This window comes from Leptolyngbya sp. FACHB-541 (assembly GCF_014695875.1).
In the GTDB taxonomy this organism is placed as follows: Bacteria; Cyanobacteriota; Cyanobacteriia; order Elainellales; family Elainellaceae; genus JAAUTN01.
The window spans coordinates 52,857-68,199 of sequence record NZ_JACJPC010000064.1; the positions used below are offsets into that span (position 1 = coordinate 52,857).

Consider the following 15,343-nt stretch of genomic DNA (forward strand, 5'->3'; position numbering starts at 1 on the left):
TTCTGGTTTCCTCCTAGCCCTCAGCTTCTGCGATCGCCGCATCAATTTCTTCTGGATTTTGAGCGTAGTAGGCAAAAGCAGCTTTCAAGTCATCGCGGGTTAGCTGGGGGTAGTCGCTGAGTAAGTTAGCGTCTGAACATCCCTGCGATCGCAAAGCAACCAACTCCCATACGGGAATTTGCGTTCGACCAATGCAAGCAGCTCCATTGCAGATTCCAGCAGTCTTTCTAATCTTTGTCGTTGCCATATCTCATTCTCAGGTTTTGTTATTCTCACCAGTGGCAAGAAGCTACTTCTCAACGGTAACATTAACCCCGCAACCGTTGCCTAGCACAGCTTCAACGCCAGCTAATGAGTAGGTTCTGTTTAGCAAGATGCTAGTGAGCCAGTGGTGACGGGTAATTGCCTGTTCGTCTGCTAGCACAACCATCGATCCTGCCGATCTAACCGTCGATGCGGGGTACGGCTCGATCAAACTCGCTCTGCGATGGGAAGCTTCTAGCTCTAGATCAGTAGATATAGGGAGAGGCGATCGGGGGAGCGTTGCCCGTCGCCACCAGAGCTTGATAAATTGAGACCGCAACTTCAGCGCGGGTCGAAGCGCGATTGGGACTGAGGAAATCAAGATCGGGATAGTTCACGGTCATGTCGCGGAAGGTCGCTGCCGCTACGCCATCTTTGGCATATTCCGGGATGGCATTATAGTCACGGAATCCACCAATGACACTCTCATTGGTTCCACTGGGTTCAAGTTGCAGACCGCTCGTCAGCGCCACTAAGACTTGAGCGCGGGGCATTGGCTGATTGGGCAGAAAGACATTGCCCGGATAGCCGCTGAGAAAGCTCTCAGTGTAAGCGCTTTGGATTGCGCCTGCTGCCCAGTAACGATCGCTCACATCGCGAAAGCGAATTGCGCTGCGGACAGTCGGGCGATCGAATGCTTGCTCGACCAGCACAGCAAATTGAGCGCGAGTGATCGGCTCATCAGGGCGAAAGCGACCATCTGTAAAGCCGCGAATCACCTGTCGATCGACGAGCGCTTGAATGAACGGTGCTGCCCAATAGTCCGAGGGCACATCTGAAAAAGCAGGTTGGGCTTGAGTTGGAATGTGCCATGCCAACGCGGCAAGTGTGGCAGTGGCGAAGCTCAGCGCCATCAAGCGGATAGAGCGAGTCAAAAATTGAGTGTGAATAGACACGAGCGATAAATAGTCAATGCTGGGGTGGAAATGAATTGATATAAAACTTCCCTCATTATCGCTGGTTGCCGCATAAAATCTTCTATACAGTGCCAAATTAAATGACATTGAGACAAATTCGTGTCGTCGAGCAACATTTCCTCTGTTGCAGGGTTACAGGGAGATGTTGCTCAGTGGATTAGCATCTGTCCATCAGCATTGCCAATCTGACTTGAGGCAAAAAAGCAGACTAACTTTAACTTTGCTTCTTCAACGACACTAATGTGTCTCTATCTCAAATAAAAAGTCACTGTACATCAATTGCCCCTAACGTTTTAAGGGTGGCTTTTTGAGCGACCGTTAACCCGGTTACGCCTTGAATATTCATGCCTTCATAAAGGCGATCAGCTCTTAGCGTTTTGAGACACTCACCTGTTGTCGGATTCCACAGCTTAATGGTTTCATCCTGACTACCACTGACTAAAATCGGACCTGCACCTGATGGCAGGCTAACATCAACCGGACTAAACTGAACAGAACAGACTCGGCTGGTGTGCCCTTGCAGGACTTTCTGACAGGTGCCGTCTTGGACATCCCATAGCCGGATAGTTCGATCATCATTACCACTGGCTAAAATGCGACCATTGGGGCTGAAGGCAACGGAGCGAATGCCATTGGTATGGTTGTGTAACGTTGCCAAGCACGTTCCGTCTTGCACATGCCAAAATCGAACTGAGCCGTCCTGGCTACTAGTCGCTAGAGTCTGACCATCGGGGCTGAAAGCAGCAGACAAAACCCAACCTGTATGCCCTTGTAAGGTTCTGAGACAGGTGCCAGATCGCACATCCCAGAGCCGCACAGTTTGATCGTTGCTGCCACTCGCAAGAGTTTGACCATCAGGGCTAAAGGCGACTGCCCAAACCCAACTCGTATGTCCTTGTAGGGTTTTGAGACAGGTGCCAGATCGCACATCCCAAAGCCGCACAGTTTGATCGTTGCTACCACTCGCAAGGGTGTATCCATCAAGACTAAATGTAACGAATAAAACCCAACCTGTATGTCCTTGTAGGGTTCTGGAGGGGGCACCAGATCGCACATCCCAGAGCCGCACAGTTTGATCATTGCTGCCACTCGCAAGCATTTGACCGTTCGGACAAAATTCCACCGTCCAAATCCAATTGGTGTGTCCTGGCAGATTCTTGGAGCAAGTTTCTTGCTGCACATCCCATAGCCGCACGAGGGCATCATAACTGCCACTGGCTAGCATGGAGCCATCTGGACTAAAGCTGACTGAAGTGACTCCACTGGTTTGCCCCTGAAACGTCCTGAGGCAGGTGCCATCCTGGACATCCCACAATCGAGCTGAACGGTCTGCACTGCCACTCGCGAGGGTTTGACCATTTGGATTAAAGGCAACTTCCCAAACACAACTGCTGTGACCTTGTAGAAGTGTGAAGCACGTTCCGTCCTGCACACTCCACAACCGCACTGAGGCGTCCTCACTACCACTGGCAAGCGTTTGACCATTAGGACTGAAGCTGAGTGAGGTGACCCAACCCGTATGCCCTTGCAGTGTTTTGCGGCAGGTGCCTGTCTTTACCTCCCATAGTCGAATAGTGCGATCGTCACTACTGCTGGCGAGGGTTTGACCATCCGGGCTGAAGGCAACTGCCCTCACCCAATGGGTATGTCCTTGCAAGGTTTTGAGGGTGGTTCCGTGATCAATACTCCACAATCGGATCGAGGAGTCTTCGCTGCCACTCGCCAGAATCTGTCCATTGGGACTAAAGCTGACTGAAGTGACCCCACCCATGTGACCTTGCAAAGCTGCTAGGCAGGTGCCGTCGCGTACATTCCAGAGCCGAATCTGGTCATCACTGCCACTTGCCAGCATTTGACCATCGGGGCTGAAGGCGATCGTCCAAACCCGACTGAGATGCCCCCGCAGTGTCTTGAGACAGGCTCCTGGGAGATGGTTGGAAGCACTCGCTTGGTCCAAGTTTGCAGGATTGTGTTGCTCAAAATCGATGTTTTGCACATCCCACAACCGAATCAACGAGTCATGACTACAACTTGCTAGCGTTTTTCCGTCGGGACTGAAGGTGACTGCCCAGATCCAACCTGTATGTCCTTGCAATGTCAAAACCTGTTGACCATTGACCACACGCCACAGGCAAATCTTACCGTCCAAATCGCCGGTTGCCAGCAAGCTGCCATCTGGATTAAAGCTGACTGACATGATGCTACATAAAGTCTCTGCAAACACAGATGTGGCTAAATCAGCGTTGCGAAAATTGCCCCCTGCCAGGTTGACCTGCCGCAAGTCGGCTTGCCATACGGCTAGCTCGGAAAAGTCACAGCCTTGTAAATTGCTTTGCAGATGCACCAGCAGGTTGAGAAGATTACCAGCCATATAATCTGGCTGAGGTGCTTGTTGTTGCTGCTCCAACAGAGTTTTCAACTGCTGCTCAAGGGCTTGTGAATTGGCAAACTGGAGCCACAATTGTTCAGCGATTGGTTCAATAATTAACCGCTTTTGCATCTCCCGTACATAGTCTTTTGCCTGGGCTTTGAGCAGCGCATGAGTTCTTAACCGCTCTGGCCTTTGGCTGGCAATTTCCCCAGAAATACACCGCACGAACTGATCGGTTGCATACTCCAGCACCACAGGCTGGAGAAAGAACTGTTCACCCTCCTTTTCAATCAACGAGCGTCGCAACAACGACTGCATCGCATCCGGCAATCTGCGTCTGGAAGCCTTGGTTGCAAGATCCTCATTCAACTCGAACAGCGAGACGGGTTCCCGATCAATGGCTAACCAAAAGAGCATTTCCTGCTCAACTTCTGACAGGCGATCAAACTGGTGCTGGAGCAAGTCTCGAATATCATCAAAGACCGCTAACCCCTGCTGCACATAGTTCAATATCCCAGCAATGCTGCCACTAAAAAGGTCTTGGGTTGTGGCTGCTAGCAGCTTCAGTGCCAGGGGGTTGCCGCTGTAATGATTTACTAATTGCTCCCATTCTGAATCTGTTCCCGCAAATGCCCCTTTATAGAGAAATAGTTCTCGTCCTGCTTCTGGGTTCAGTCCTTTGAGCAGGAATGTTCTGACTGATTGCTGCATTCCTTCTAGTGGCACAATCTCTCTAGGCTTTTCGCGACTGGTGAGCAGCAAGCAACTCCGATGGGGGACTCCCCCAATCTCTTTGAATAGCTGACCATACCCCTCATAGCTTGGTCGATACTGTGTCGGTTGCCCAGCACTCAGGATTGTCTCAACATTGTCCAGGATCAGCAAACAGCGCTTTTGCCGCAACCCCTCCATCAGCTTTTGCAGTTTCCCATCCAAGGTACTTGGCACGGTGATGTCTTCTCCCTGTGCCTGCAATAGCATCGGCAACACTGTCTCTAACCACTCTTCAAACGGTGGAGCATTTTGCAGCGATCGCCACACCACCACCTCAAACCCGATTTGAATTTGCTGCACCAGTCTGGCAGACAAAGTACTTTTGCCGATCCCACCAATGCCCAGCAGCAGCACGAGGCGGCATTGTTCTTCCAACACCCACTGCTTGAGGCGCATCAGTTCTTCACTGCGTCCGCAGAAGGTAGCCGTATCAATAGGACTCTCCCAATCTGGCGGGTGCGATCGGGCAGTCGATTGCTCAATGCTTAGAGCCTGGGTTTGGGTCGCACCAATCAGCGACTGACGCCACTGATGTTCTAACGCCCCGCGAAAGTTGGTTTTACTGACGTGCTCCCCGAAGGCTTGCTCTAGCAGGTTCCAGAGTTTGGGACCGACGTTGCGCTTGATATAGCTGAGCGAGTAGCCAGACACTTCAGCAATTTGCTCGTAGGTCTGCTCCTGCAAGGCTCCTAGTAGAATGGCGGCTTCTACTTCATTGAGCCGTCTACCCACTCTGGCAAAGACTACGGAATTAGCAACTTGCAGCGCTTGCTCTAAATCCATTGTCTTTTACTCCATTAACGGTAGTGACCTGATTTTACCTGAGTCAAAGTGAACTTTTTGTTTCCAGCACGACAAGGCTAGAACTGATGCAGGAAAAGGAATTTAGCCAATTCAAACCAAAATTAATGGCAAAAAAGTTCACCTCTCTTCTAGGGTTTAGATTCATCATGTTGACCTCAAAGTAGTGAACTGGTAGGTAACGACAAACCTAAAAAACTTCCCTAATGTAGTGACATCAGGTTCAAAGGCGCAAGGGAAAGGAATGAGCAACGCATTAGCTCCTAACCGCTGAACAACCTGCACAATTCCCCGAATTCTAGTAGTAATTCAGTCTTACGACCCCAACCCGGTTGACAGGCTAAGTTTCTGCTGCAACGGATTCACTCAAAACAACAAACAAAAGAGGTTCGATATGAAGATTGTAGTTATTGGTGGCAGCGGGCTAATCGGAACCAAGCTTGTGAACAACCTTCGTCAGCTTGGTCATGAGGTTGTGGCGGCATCACCCAGATCAGGGGTCAACACCATCACAGGTGAGGGATTGGCTGAAGCGCTTGTGGGCGCTCAGGTTGTTGTTGATGTGGCGAACTCGCCTTCGTTCGAGGACAAGCCAGTTTTGGAGTTCTTCGAGACATCAGGACGTAACCTGCTTGCCGCAGAAGCGACGGCTGGTGTGGGACATCACGTAGCGCTGTCGGTTGTCAATGCCGATGGCTTGCCCGACAGCGGCTACATGCGGGCGAAGGTTGCCCAGGAGAAGCTGATTAAGGATTCCAAGATTCCTTATACGATCCTGCGTGCAACGCAGTTCTTCGAGTTCCTTAGTGGCATCGCCGAATCAAGCACCGACGGGCAAACGGTTCGCTTGTCACCTGCGCTAGTGCAGCCGATCGCGTCAGATGATGTGGTTACCGTACTGACTGATCTCACAGTCGAGGCACCCCTGAACGGCACGATCGAGGTGGCTGGTCCCGAAAAGTTCCGTCTCGACGAACTCGTCCAACGATTCTTGATCGCAAACAACGACACACGCAAAGTAATCACAGACATCCACGCCCGCTACTTTGGCATAGAGTTGAACGATCGCTCCCTCACCCCTAGCGACAAGCCACGTGTTGGGGCGACGAACTTCGATCTGTGGCTCGACCGTCAAGCTAAAGCGGCCTAGCCAACACTACGTTTCCTTCAACAGTTGCTTTTAAATATTTGCTCTGCCTCAATTCGGTCGCTTTTCCAATCACCTCATCTTGTTTGAGAGTATCCATTGCCACTGGGTAAGCGCCATTCTTGTCCACGATAATTACCCGTGGAGTTTGAGTGTGCTGAGCTTTGAGGACTTTGCGAAGGAATCGTGCTGCTGCCTTGCTATTCCGCTTTGCACTGGGCCTGAAGTCCAGCGTATTGCCTTCTGAATTGACCGCTCGGTACAGGTACTTCCACACGCCCTTGATTTTGATGTAAGTTTCGTCCACACGCCACGCGTCGTTTAATACGAGTAGAGTCAAGGCATTGCAAATTATGGCTCATTAGTTTGTATCTCAATCTATACTTCAAGGTTTAGAACACATTACCTGGGCTGAGATTCAAATGTTTTGAGGATGTCCGCTCGATCGCCCAATGGCACTTCAGGAGAGAGGATTTTCCATTTGTATTGCACATCCCGCTGTCCATTGGCGATCGCCTGCCGTTGCAATGCTTCTGCCCAGCCCGGATGCATGAGGTGTAAACAGAGGGCATGTAGTCGCCCAGAGTCTCGCTTTTGGGCATATTCTACGTTTACCTGAGCAAGTGAGCGCTCGATAGCAGGCATGAGAGTGTGTTGTATCCAGCGATCGCTCCGTTCTTCCAGCAATTCGAGATACAGGTGATAGCGCATCTCATCCAAATTAGGCACCAAACAGTATTGTTTAACCGCCAGATCAAATTCCTGCTCCATTTGCTTCATTGCCATGAGGATGTGGTTAACATGTAGCTTTTCTCCCGTCAGGTTACTCATGTCTTTTCCTTTGCGAACAAACGCCAGGATAGGAGCCTGATAGTAAAACCCAGTGACTTCTACAATGTCATTGATATGGTAGCGGTAGAGTCCAGCGGAGGTGGTTAGCAAAATGCTGTACTGTTTACCCAGCTCTAGTTCATGACTTAGGTAAATAGGTGGATTGGGTTCATTAATCTTGTCTTCTGGAATAAATTCATAGTAGTTGAGTGTTAGGTCGAGAATGCCATTGGGGGTATGGTCTTGATGGGGTAATGTAACCCGAGCTTCGCTTGCGATATAACCCAGATCGCGAACTGGCACATTGCCGTATTCAGTTGCCAACCGTTGTGCTTGGATTCCTACACTGCCGCCCGTCCAACAGCCCAATAGTTTTAAATCAGTCCAACAGTCTTTGGGATGCAGGGCATCGGTGGCTTCTACAATTTGTTCTAGTTGCCGCGATCGCTGCGGTTGGGGCTTCAACCGGGCTTGTAGCCGCCGTTGTAAGGGTGGTTCTGCCGCAAATCCTAACGTGCCATCGTGAATGGCGCGAATCAACCCTTCGCGATGAGTCGTCATCACCTGCGCCAATCGCATCAGCGTGCTGGGATTGGGTGTTGTCAAGAAGGAAAGCTGCCGCGCCAGGGCAAAACGGGCGATCGCCAGATATCGAGTATCGTAATCCTTTAGTTCAAATACGGGGTAGGGAATGGCATAGGAGCGTTGAACGATCCAGGGAATCTGTTGATAGATCCGTCCAGAGACGCTGCCGTAGGGGATTCCGCAGGCGGTGTAGCCTTCCACTGCGGCACTAACAATCCCTGCGCTGGCACGATTGAGAAACTGAGGATGGTCGCTCAAGGCACGGTAGAGCCATTGCCGCATCAGGTTGGAGCCACCCCGCTCAGACGAAGGGGTAACGGGAATGTATTTGGGTTGTCCGGTTGTGCCGCTGGTGAGGGTGAATAGCTGCACGGGTTCATTCACCAACAGGTTTGGCTCTCCTCGCATCATGCGGTTGATGTAGGGACGAAATCCTTCATAGTCTTGTATGGGCACCGCATAGCGATAGTCTTCTGGTGTATGGATTTGAGCGAAATGATGTGCCTGCCCAAATACAGTGGTGTGATGACGAGTCAGCAATTGTTGAAGCAGCGATCGCTGCTCCGCTTCTGGTGCCTGTGCCGCTGCATCAAATCGTTGCGCCAGAAATCGACCGTTCCACTGAACGGCAGCCTTAAGTAGGATAGACATGGGAATAAATGCTCTAAGGATTCGTAGGATGGATTAGCAGCAGCGCCACCGATGCAGGTGTTGTGTTTACCCTCATCAGCCCAATCCGGGCACCGATGCGGTGGCTAGATTGATCGTTTGGTGAGCATATTTTTCTAAAACGGCATCTTTGACATCAACTCCTAATCCTGGTCGAGTCAACACTTTTGCCTGTCCACGATGTCCAAAGTGAATGCTGGTGCGGCTGACATCTTCGCTTAACAACAATGTGCCATAGGAGCCTTCCACAAACACCACCTCTGGTAGCCATGCCGCCAAGTGTCGTCCCGCTGCTGAAAGAATTGCCGTTTCACCCACCTGACAGCCGACCTGAAGCCGAATTCCAGACGCTTGAGCCAATTGAGCGATCGCAATGGTATGTGCCAATCCTCCACATTTGGAAATCCGCAGGTTGAAGAACTGACACGCTTTTGCTGCGATCAGTGCTTGAGCATCCTCCAGGGTAATCAAAGATTCATCTGCCATTTGAGGAATGGGAGAGGCTGAGCGCACGGCTGCCAGATCTGCCGGATTGCCGCGCGATATCATCTGCTCAGCGCTGTCAATTTTGAATTCTGTCAACGTTTGACAGGTAGCGATGGCAGACTGAACTGAATAAACCCCATTGCCATCCATTCGCAAAGATAGGTCATCTCCCACCGCCTCGCGAATAGCAGCAATGCGATCGCGATCGTTTTCTCCTGTCACTTTCACTTTGAGCTGCGAAATTCCCAGTTGCTTAAATCGCCTGGCGTTCTTTGCGGCTGACTCAACCGTGCTAGATGTGATCACGCCGCTGTAGGTGATAAGAGAACGCTGAGGAGGAAGCAATTCTCCTAACGAGCGTTGCTGAGACTTGAGCAAACAATCGACCAATGCCAGTTCAAATCCGGTACGGGCGGCATTCCAGGCAACAACAGTATCAGAAGTCCCGGCAGGAAGGGTGGCGGCGATCGCCTTTAACCAATCCAATGACGACTCCAGATCGAGAGGGGCAGTAGAGTAATCCGCCTGCCGCACGGCTGCCCATAGCGTATCTGCCATAAACTCAAGGCAGGACTCTACCGTTTCCCCAGTCACATAAGGACGAGCCACGGCTTCTCCGTAGCCAACGGTGCCGTCTGATGCCTTGAGGCGCACGACGATCGAATCGGAATAGGTGCGAGATTTGATGCTGTGGGCAAAGGCTTCTATAAACGGAATCCGTAGTGCAAACAGCGTTGCTTCAATGATTCTCATGCCATTGGCTCCATCATTTGGGTTTCGGTTGCTAGGGCGATCGCACCAAAATAGCGCTTGATGAAGATGTTTTCACGGAAGGTAATGTCGAGAATAGCCTCTAGTTCTGATGGGTCAATCTCGTAGTAGTTCACGTAGTGCGCGACTGACAGTAAGCCCTCTTCAGCATGGCGAATATCCACTTCAGAGTGGTGATAAAACCATTCCAGATGATTTGGGGATAGCTGCCGATGGGTTTCTAACGCTTTACCGATGCGGCTTGAGAGCCGAGATAACATCCACTCAAAACAGGTTACTTCTAACAGGATGGATAACCCCAACTCCTTTATCGTGCCAAACATCAGGGGATCGGTACACATCACCCGGAGCTGTTCTTGGGCGGCACGAGTCAGCTCAGCCTGCGCTGTTTCATCAAACCCTGCTGCTGCTGCTAACTGGTACAGCAACCCTGGATGGGAGATTCCTGCCTCATCTAGTCCCAGCTCTTCCAGCATGTTGTGCCTGATTTGCGGTGCCGCTTCCGGGGGAGAAACTGCATAGAGAAATGCCAAAATCTGCGGGCTCTTTAAATGGGTTTGACACAAGTTAGCAATGAATTGGTCGTAGAACTCGACAGGAGCTTTGCCAGATTCTAACTGCTGAAAGCTAGACGAATGTTCAAAGAATTTAGCCTGTGCTGCGTACTGAGATTCGATTAAGGAGTGAATAGTCATAATGTTGAAGCGTAGTGTTTGGGAATGCGCTGGTTGATGTATTCTCTGGTTGTGTTGCGCCTTACATTATTGAAAAATTCAGCGTGGACGAGCGCAGCCAGTGTTGAGCTTTTCAAGTTGTCCCAAATTTTCGTTCTTCTTCTAGATGGATAAAAGTTACTGAAACTCCAGCTTATATCCATCTGCTGTCCATTAAAGAGCTATTTGTCAGTTTTAAAGCGCCTTTCAACCCACCCGACTGCTTTCAACCCGCCCAATTCTTCACTAAATCGGGTCTCCTTTTTACTAGGAACGTCAATGGTAAAAACAGTACTTGAGCAACTGCCATTTTTGATGAGCTTATCGCTCGGGGTTAATACGGAATCTAGTCATGATGCGCTGTAGACACAGAAGGGCAGGGCAATCGCTGCTGCCCAGAGCGTCTGCCGTACTCAAGCGCCGAATAAAGGCGATCGCAGTGCAGCCAGACGCAACTTAAAACTTGCATCAGTGAGGAAGTCAGGATGCCACGGATTGCTTTTACCTTTGATGATGATCCTAAAACAGAACCGATTGCAGGAACCCCTGAACTGTTGCGGGTAATTCGCGAACTCAATCAGCAGCAGTACAACATAAAAGTGTCTTTTTTTGTGGTCGGTGTGAATGCTAAAAAGCACCTTGATCTGCTCAAAGCAATGGCTGAGCAAGGTCATGAAATTGGCAATCACTCCTTTACCCATCGCAACCTGGCAAAGCTATCTGTGGATGAGGCTATTGATGATGTGCGTAGAAATCATGATCTCATCACCCAAACGATTCAACATTCTCCCACTTATTTCCGTGCGCCCTATGGAGCATTAACGAAGAAGCTGCATGATGAGATTGTTAGACAGTTTCCGAGCTATCGCTGCGTCGGTTGGCACACTCCCCACGATGAAAAAGATAGTGCCGATACTGCTTTTATGCAACGCATGATGGTGAGTAGAGCATTTGATGGTCGGGTCGTGCTTGCTCACACTTGGAAGCAGCCTACTCTTTATGCGATGCGTAATATCTTTACGGCTTTACGCGATCGCAGCTATCAGTTTGTCACTGTTCGTGACCTGAATGCTTTGCCTTCACATCCATTAGTGAATTAGGTTAAGAAGTTAGGTTTTCTTGTCAACATAAAACTGGGGGCGATCGCACTGATAATCTTTCAGCGATCGATGTGTCTTGAGGTTATTGTACGCCTTCAAGTGGTTCAATCAACTTTGATTTAATTCAATGTTGTATGAAGTAATTTCAGACACTTTACCCTCGGCAAAGTGGTAAATGTCACAAGATGCAACTGTAGACAATTCATTGCCAGTCGATCCGTATTCGGCGAGGCTATCTATTACTACACAGTTCTCACTGAGAATAGTTCTGAATTTGCTAAATTTTGTTTTAACCGTTGCTAAATGCGTTGCCGACTTTTCACAGGACTGAATTACATTGTCTCTGCCGTCAAACTGTTGACCACCTACATTATTCCGTCGAATATGATCTGACCAGTATGGATAAGTGAGTTCAAATTTGTGACTAGAAAATGCTTCTGCTATTTGCTTAGATGTAAGTTCCACTTATCCCCTCCTGTCTTCACCCTTATCTTTTACTCTCTATTTTACTTAGAACCCAGTTATTTGACTTTAATAATCAGCTGTTTCGCGTTCCTATTTCCTCGCCAGATGTTATTCAAATTAGTACCGAACTAAGCCTTGAAGCTCAAGCAGTGACTACATATAACTACATACAAAAAGGTGCATCATGACGCATCCCACAGGATGGCGATCGCACTGGAGTATATGCAGGCAGCAGCACCAACAATGTAAACAAACCAAGTTAGGAAAAATCCGACTGCGCGACTAGGTGAGGGACCATAGGTGGTAATTAAGCCCCATGCGTGGGCTACCCGTCCTATCGTTAGCGCACTCCCTATCAGCCAAAGCATCCAAGGCGACGAATGCATCAACTCTAAGGTTATGATAAACAACAGCCCTAATGGTACGTATTCTGTAAAATTTCCATAGGCACGTACCTTGCGCTGAAGAATGCCATCGTCAGCTTTGGTGAGCAGGGATTTTTGAGTATAGTTTTCCACAAAAGCTGCCCATTTGTTGGGACGTTCAAGGTAATTAGGCTGGTTTATAAGTGCTGCTTCAGTTTCTCCATGCCAGATGCGAGTTCGAGTACGTTCCATAACGACAATGTAAGACAAAGCAAACGCAATAAAACCATTAAGCCCAACGAAAAAGGTTGAAATGGGGATAGACATAGAACATCTAAATTGCAGACCAGTTCTACAAAATAAAGTCTTACAACCCTTTAACCAAGTCCCCAACTGGGTACAAATCTATGAAATTTGCCCCTTTGATCGAAAAAATCACTACCGTCTCAAATGAAGCACAATTGCGCTCTTGCTTCATGAGCTACGCGGGTGAGCTGGTAGGAGCTACGGCTTGGGGCTTGGATTTGCTCGATAGCCGTTTTCGAGTATTTGAGTCAGATCTTTGGGGACTGCCAGATACGTTTCGAGATCACTATCAAGATATTGGGCAAAGTGCAGATTTAGTGAGCCAACAAATGATACGGCAGCAAATTCCGGTTCACCATCTATCAGTTCAGTCTTTAGAGGATTGGCACCAAAGCGACCTTTATCAGAATGTATTCCGTATTTATGGGGTCGAACATGGCATGGTTGCACCACTAATCGGGGTCGGTCGGCTGATTGGTGGAATCTATTTTATGCGTGGGAAAGAGCTTCCTGCCTTTGGTGACCGTGATCTGATTCAAGTCAGTTCTCTATGTCAACACTTATCCGTGCGTTTAGCAACTTTGCGTCTTGCGATCGCTCCATCTATAGTCAACGGTTTAACACCACGAGAAATTGACATTGCGGAATTAGTTGCCCAAGGCTTCAGCAATCGAGAAATCGCCTTAAAGTTGAATATCAGTCGTGATGCTGTAAAACAGGTACTCAAGCGAATATTTCGGAAGCTAGACGTTTCTGCCCGTGCTGAAATGGTTGCGAAGTTAAAGGTTTGATTTCACGGGTCTAACTCTAAACACGACAAATGAGCTTTCGACAGCTACTCTAACCAAGCCCTAGCTTCATTGGTTGCCGCCATAGGGGTAGAACACACCAGCGGAAAACGACCCTGATGGGCAGGGTGGTTCGGCAACAGTAGCATCAGTAGGTTCAGTTGGGGCAGATTGAGAAGGGGTGTTAGTAACACAAATAGAGCCACTAATTGGGCTGTTGCTATAGGCTAGAGCCCGACTAGCTTCAGGAATAACAAAAATCTGAGCAGATAAACTACGGAGGTTAGATTGATTAGCTATAGCCGTCATGTAAACCTTCGTTGGTGTTACTTGAGCGATTTGGTAGCTGTAGTTATCGTCTGAGGGGGGAAGTCCTTCCCTAAATTCTCCGCCCGTGGCAGAGAATTTTACTTGGGTGTCATAAATTGAGAATTGTTCGTTAATCATCATCGATAAGTTTGCTAGGGCGGCAGACTCCAATGCTGATAAATCTGACAATTGCCCAGGCTCTGCTGCTGATTCTGATGCCGATTGACTTGTACAGGCTGAGATAGTGATTACCGTGCTGATTAAACTGAGTAGCAGAAGATAAGCTTTCATCATTTCTTTGATTTTAATATTTGGATAGTTTCTGAATCTCAAAGTAGACACAGCTGTTCCTATACAGATGCTCTATTACATAGGCTTGCGTGCAGAAAAGATAAGAAAAAGTGGAATTCGCTTACGTCGTTCATACGTTTGCCTGTCGTTAAAGTGGTTGCGTTGTGGCTTTGCTTCACGCAGTTCTTCAACCCGAAGCCCTGCAGTCTGAAGCAGATGAAAATAGTCTTCAATGGTGCGATGATATTTTTGTACAGTATTCCCCAATCAATCGGTAACCCTTACTCCGGTTGAAAAGTAGTTGTCAACCACCCAATCTTGACGGGGCGTTCCATCGACCCAACCCCGATCGCATGATGTGATCACGGGATGTCCAACCGAAAAGACAAACTGTGCTCCAGCAGCGAGTGTACGGAAGATATTGGTGAAAACTGGTGCAAGGTCAGCAACATAGTGGAGTGCAAGTCTTGCCAGTACTAGATCAAATGCTGCAGGTGGACCCTCTAAGATCAGTTCTGCATCAACTGCCTGGTATCCCAATGGAATAATGACCATGTGTTGAGAGTTACATATCTCGGGCAACCCTATTAACGGTTGGCAAAAATGGGCAAGATGAATGCTACTCATGATATTTCTTCTACAAGCAACCGAAGTATATTACTATACATAGTGTTCTGCTATTGGCGATCGCACTTCGTTAAAGGCTGATTCGCATCATGGAAGTATTAACCCTTCGAGATACGCAGAAACTCCTTGAGACTATCTGCGCCCTCCATAGTCTCAAAAATTCACAAACCTTTGCGCTAGATGGGCTTGTGGTGTTGGAGTAGTCAAGGTAGGGTGCGTTGCTGCTAAGCAAACGCACCAACTCATAATGCTTGAATGTTCAACAGTGATTCTGACTGTAGCTACACAAAGTTAAAAGCGTGTTGTTACGCACCCTGTGAGATGGCGATCGCACTGGAAAGTTACAGTTATGCCAATTGTCCTGATCTACGAGTGCAAAAGCTTTGTGCCGAGCTTGTAGATGTAGGTATCCACAGTGGTTCTGTCTTTGAGCTTCGCTGTCGTTAGGACACGCTCATAACCTTGACCCTCAAACTGATCCAGGCGAGTCCAGTGCTCAGTCAACCTCTCGGAGCTAAAGAGAAAACCTTCAATTCCGTCGCCATCCTTATCCAAGACAATGCCTGGGTAGCCAACCGCTGCACCCCAGCCTTCTGGAAGCAACATGTCAGTGACAGTTGCTGGCTCCCACTCTCTCGGAACATCCGCTAGAACGTGTTCATTGGGTCGACCTGGAGCGAGCGTTCCGTAAACGAAAAGTCGGTGGTGCATTGGAATTATTGCC

At 48.9% G+C, this 15,343-nt stretch carries 14 protein-coding genes and 1 pseudogene; 3 read left to right on the forward strand and 12 right to left on the reverse strand.

Translation table 11 applies throughout. The features are described 5' to 3' along the window. Window positions 1–13: 13 nt before the first annotated feature. The 3 genes from H6G00_RS14035 to H6G00_RS14045 all read right to left on the reverse strand — a co-directional run bounded on the left by H6G00_RS14035 (window position 14) and on the right by H6G00_RS14045 (window position 5,148). Complete coding sequence (locus H6G00_RS14035) at window positions 14–247, reverse strand: DUF433 domain-containing protein (RefSeq protein WP_190797212.1); 234 nt, start codon at window positions 245–247, stop codon at window positions 14–16. Between the two features lie 262 nt (window positions 248–509). After that, window positions 510–1,199, reverse strand: a complete 690-nt coding sequence (locus tag H6G00_RS14040; protein ID WP_190797213.1) for an S-layer homology domain-containing protein — start codon at window positions 1,197–1,199, stop codon at window positions 510–512. Between the two features lie 286 nt (window positions 1,200–1,485). Further along, entirely contained in the window at window positions 1,486–5,148 is a 3,663-nt protein-coding gene (locus tag H6G00_RS14045; RefSeq protein ID WP_190797214.1) for an NB-ARC domain-containing protein, read from the reverse strand. A gap of 412 nt (window positions 5,149–5,560) precedes the next feature. On the opposite strand from H6G00_RS14045, the gene H6G00_RS14050 reads away from it, so the two are divergent. Beyond that, window positions 5,561–6,316 (forward strand): SDR family oxidoreductase, encoded by a 756-nt coding sequence (locus H6G00_RS14050; protein WP_190797215.1) that lies wholly within the window; start codon window positions 5,561–5,563, stop codon window positions 6,314–6,316. Window positions 6,317–6,347: 31 nt separating this feature from the next. Here H6G00_RS14050 and H6G00_RS14055 read toward each other — a convergent pair. From H6G00_RS14055 to H6G00_RS14070, 4 genes and pseudogenes are all read right to left on the reverse strand, one after another. Next, window positions 6,348–6,635 (reverse strand): annotated as a pseudogene (locus H6G00_RS14055) (DDE-type integrase/transposase/recombinase); the annotation flags it as partial. A gap of 80 nt (window positions 6,636–6,715) precedes the next feature. Then, window positions 6,716–8,380 (reverse strand): GH3 auxin-responsive promoter family protein, encoded by a 1,665-nt coding sequence (locus tag H6G00_RS14060; RefSeq protein WP_190797216.1) that lies wholly within the window; start codon window positions 8,378–8,380, stop codon window positions 6,716–6,718. Between the two features lie 75 nt (window positions 8,381–8,455). Beyond that, on the reverse strand, window positions 8,456–9,637 hold the full coding sequence (locus H6G00_RS14065; RefSeq protein WP_190797217.1) for an enolase C-terminal domain-like protein: 1,182 nt from the start codon (window positions 9,635–9,637) through the stop codon (window positions 8,456–8,458). Continuing rightward, on the reverse strand, window positions 9,634–10,350 hold the full coding sequence (locus H6G00_RS14070) for an iron-containing redox enzyme family protein (protein ID WP_190797218.1): 717 nt from the start codon (window positions 10,348–10,350) through the stop codon (window positions 9,634–9,636). The genes H6G00_RS14065 and H6G00_RS14070 overlap by 4 nt, the downstream gene beginning before the upstream one ends. Before the next feature lie 503 nt (window positions 10,351–10,853). On the opposite strand from H6G00_RS14070, the gene H6G00_RS14075 reads away from it, so the two are divergent. After that, window positions 10,854–11,468, forward strand: coding sequence for a polysaccharide deacetylase family protein (locus H6G00_RS14075; protein ID WP_190797219.1), 615 nt, complete (start codon window positions 10,854–10,856; stop codon window positions 11,466–11,468). Window positions 11,469–11,576: 108 nt separating this feature from the next. Here H6G00_RS14075 and H6G00_RS14080 read toward each other — a convergent pair whose 3' ends face one another. Next, a complete protein-coding gene (locus tag H6G00_RS14080) occupies window positions 11,577–11,933 on the reverse strand; it encodes a hypothetical protein (RefSeq protein WP_190797220.1) in 357 nt (118 codons plus the stop codon). Window positions 11,934–12,115: 182 nt separating this feature from the next. Beyond that, a complete protein-coding gene (locus H6G00_RS14085; RefSeq protein ID WP_190797221.1) occupies window positions 12,116–12,625 on the reverse strand; it encodes an MAPEG family protein in 510 nt (169 codons plus the stop codon). Window positions 12,626–12,705: 80 nt separating this feature from the next. Between H6G00_RS14085 and H6G00_RS14090 the strand changes: the two genes are divergently transcribed. Further along, on the forward strand, window positions 12,706–13,395 hold the full coding sequence (locus H6G00_RS14090; protein WP_190797222.1) for a LuxR C-terminal-related transcriptional regulator: 690 nt from the start codon (window positions 12,706–12,708) through the stop codon (window positions 13,393–13,395). Between the two features lie 66 nt (window positions 13,396–13,461). Here H6G00_RS14090 and H6G00_RS14095 read toward each other — a convergent pair whose 3' ends face one another. The 3 genes from H6G00_RS14095 to H6G00_RS14105 all read right to left on the reverse strand — a co-directional run bounded on the left by H6G00_RS14095 (window position 13,462) and on the right by H6G00_RS14105 (window position 15,330). Continuing rightward, a complete protein-coding gene (locus tag H6G00_RS14095) occupies window positions 13,462–13,992 on the reverse strand; it encodes a type IV pilin-like G/H family protein (protein ID WP_190797223.1) in 531 nt (176 codons plus the stop codon). A 267-nt stretch (window positions 13,993–14,259) separates the two neighbouring features. Continuing rightward, entirely contained in the window at window positions 14,260–14,619 is a 360-nt protein-coding gene (locus tag H6G00_RS14100; protein WP_199318478.1) for a methyltransferase domain-containing protein, read from the reverse strand. Between the two features lie 366 nt (window positions 14,620–14,985). Continuing rightward, window positions 14,986–15,330 carry a gamma-glutamylcyclotransferase family protein gene (locus H6G00_RS14105; RefSeq protein ID WP_190797224.1) on the reverse strand — a complete coding sequence of 115 codons (345 nt, stop codon included), beginning with the start codon at window positions 15,328–15,330 and terminating at the stop codon, window positions 14,986–14,988. Between the last annotated feature and the right edge of the window lie 13 nt (window positions 15,331–15,343).

Excerpts from the sequence above, each read along its gene's own strand:
- H6G00_RS14035 (WP_190797212.1), bottom strand. The coding sequence starts at position 247 with ATGGCAACGACAAAGATTAGAAAGACTGCTGGAATCTGCAATGGAGCT.
- H6G00_RS14045 (WP_190797214.1), bottom strand. The coding sequence starts at position 5,148 with ATGGATTTAGAGCAAGCGCTGCAAGTTGCTAATTCCGTAGTCTTTGCC.
- H6G00_RS14050 (WP_190797215.1), top strand. The coding sequence starts at position 5,561 with ATGAAGATTGTAGTTATTGGTGGCAGCGGGCTAATCGGAACCAAGCTT.
- H6G00_RS14060 (WP_190797216.1), bottom strand. The coding sequence starts at position 8,380 with ATGTCTATCCTACTTAAGGCTGCCGTTCAGTGGAACGGTCGATTTCTG.
- H6G00_RS14065 (WP_190797217.1), bottom strand. The coding sequence starts at position 9,637 with ATGAGAATCATTGAAGCAACGCTGTTTGCACTACGGATTCCGTTTATA.
- H6G00_RS14070 (WP_190797218.1), bottom strand. The coding sequence starts at position 10,350 with ATGACTATTCACTCCTTAATCGAATCTCAGTACGCAGCACAGGCTAAA.
- H6G00_RS14075 (WP_190797219.1), top strand. The coding sequence starts at position 10,854 with ATGCCACGGATTGCTTTTACCTTTGATGATGATCCTAAAACAGAACCG.
- H6G00_RS14085 (WP_190797221.1), bottom strand. The coding sequence starts at position 12,625 with ATGTCTATCCCCATTTCAACCTTTTTCGTTGGGCTTAATGGTTTTATT.
- H6G00_RS14090 (WP_190797222.1), top strand. The coding sequence starts at position 12,706 with ATGAAATTTGCCCCTTTGATCGAAAAAATCACTACCGTCTCAAATGAA.
- H6G00_RS14095 (WP_190797223.1), bottom strand. The coding sequence starts at position 13,992 with ATGAAAGCTTATCTTCTGCTACTCAGTTTAATCAGCACGGTAATCACT.
- H6G00_RS14100 (WP_199318478.1), bottom strand. The coding sequence starts at position 14,619 with ATGAGTAGCATTCATCTTGCCCATTTTTGCCAACCGTTAATAGGGTTG.
- H6G00_RS14105 (WP_190797224.1), bottom strand. The coding sequence starts at position 15,330 with ATGCACCACCGACTTTTCGTTTACGGAACGCTCGCTCCAGGTCGACCC.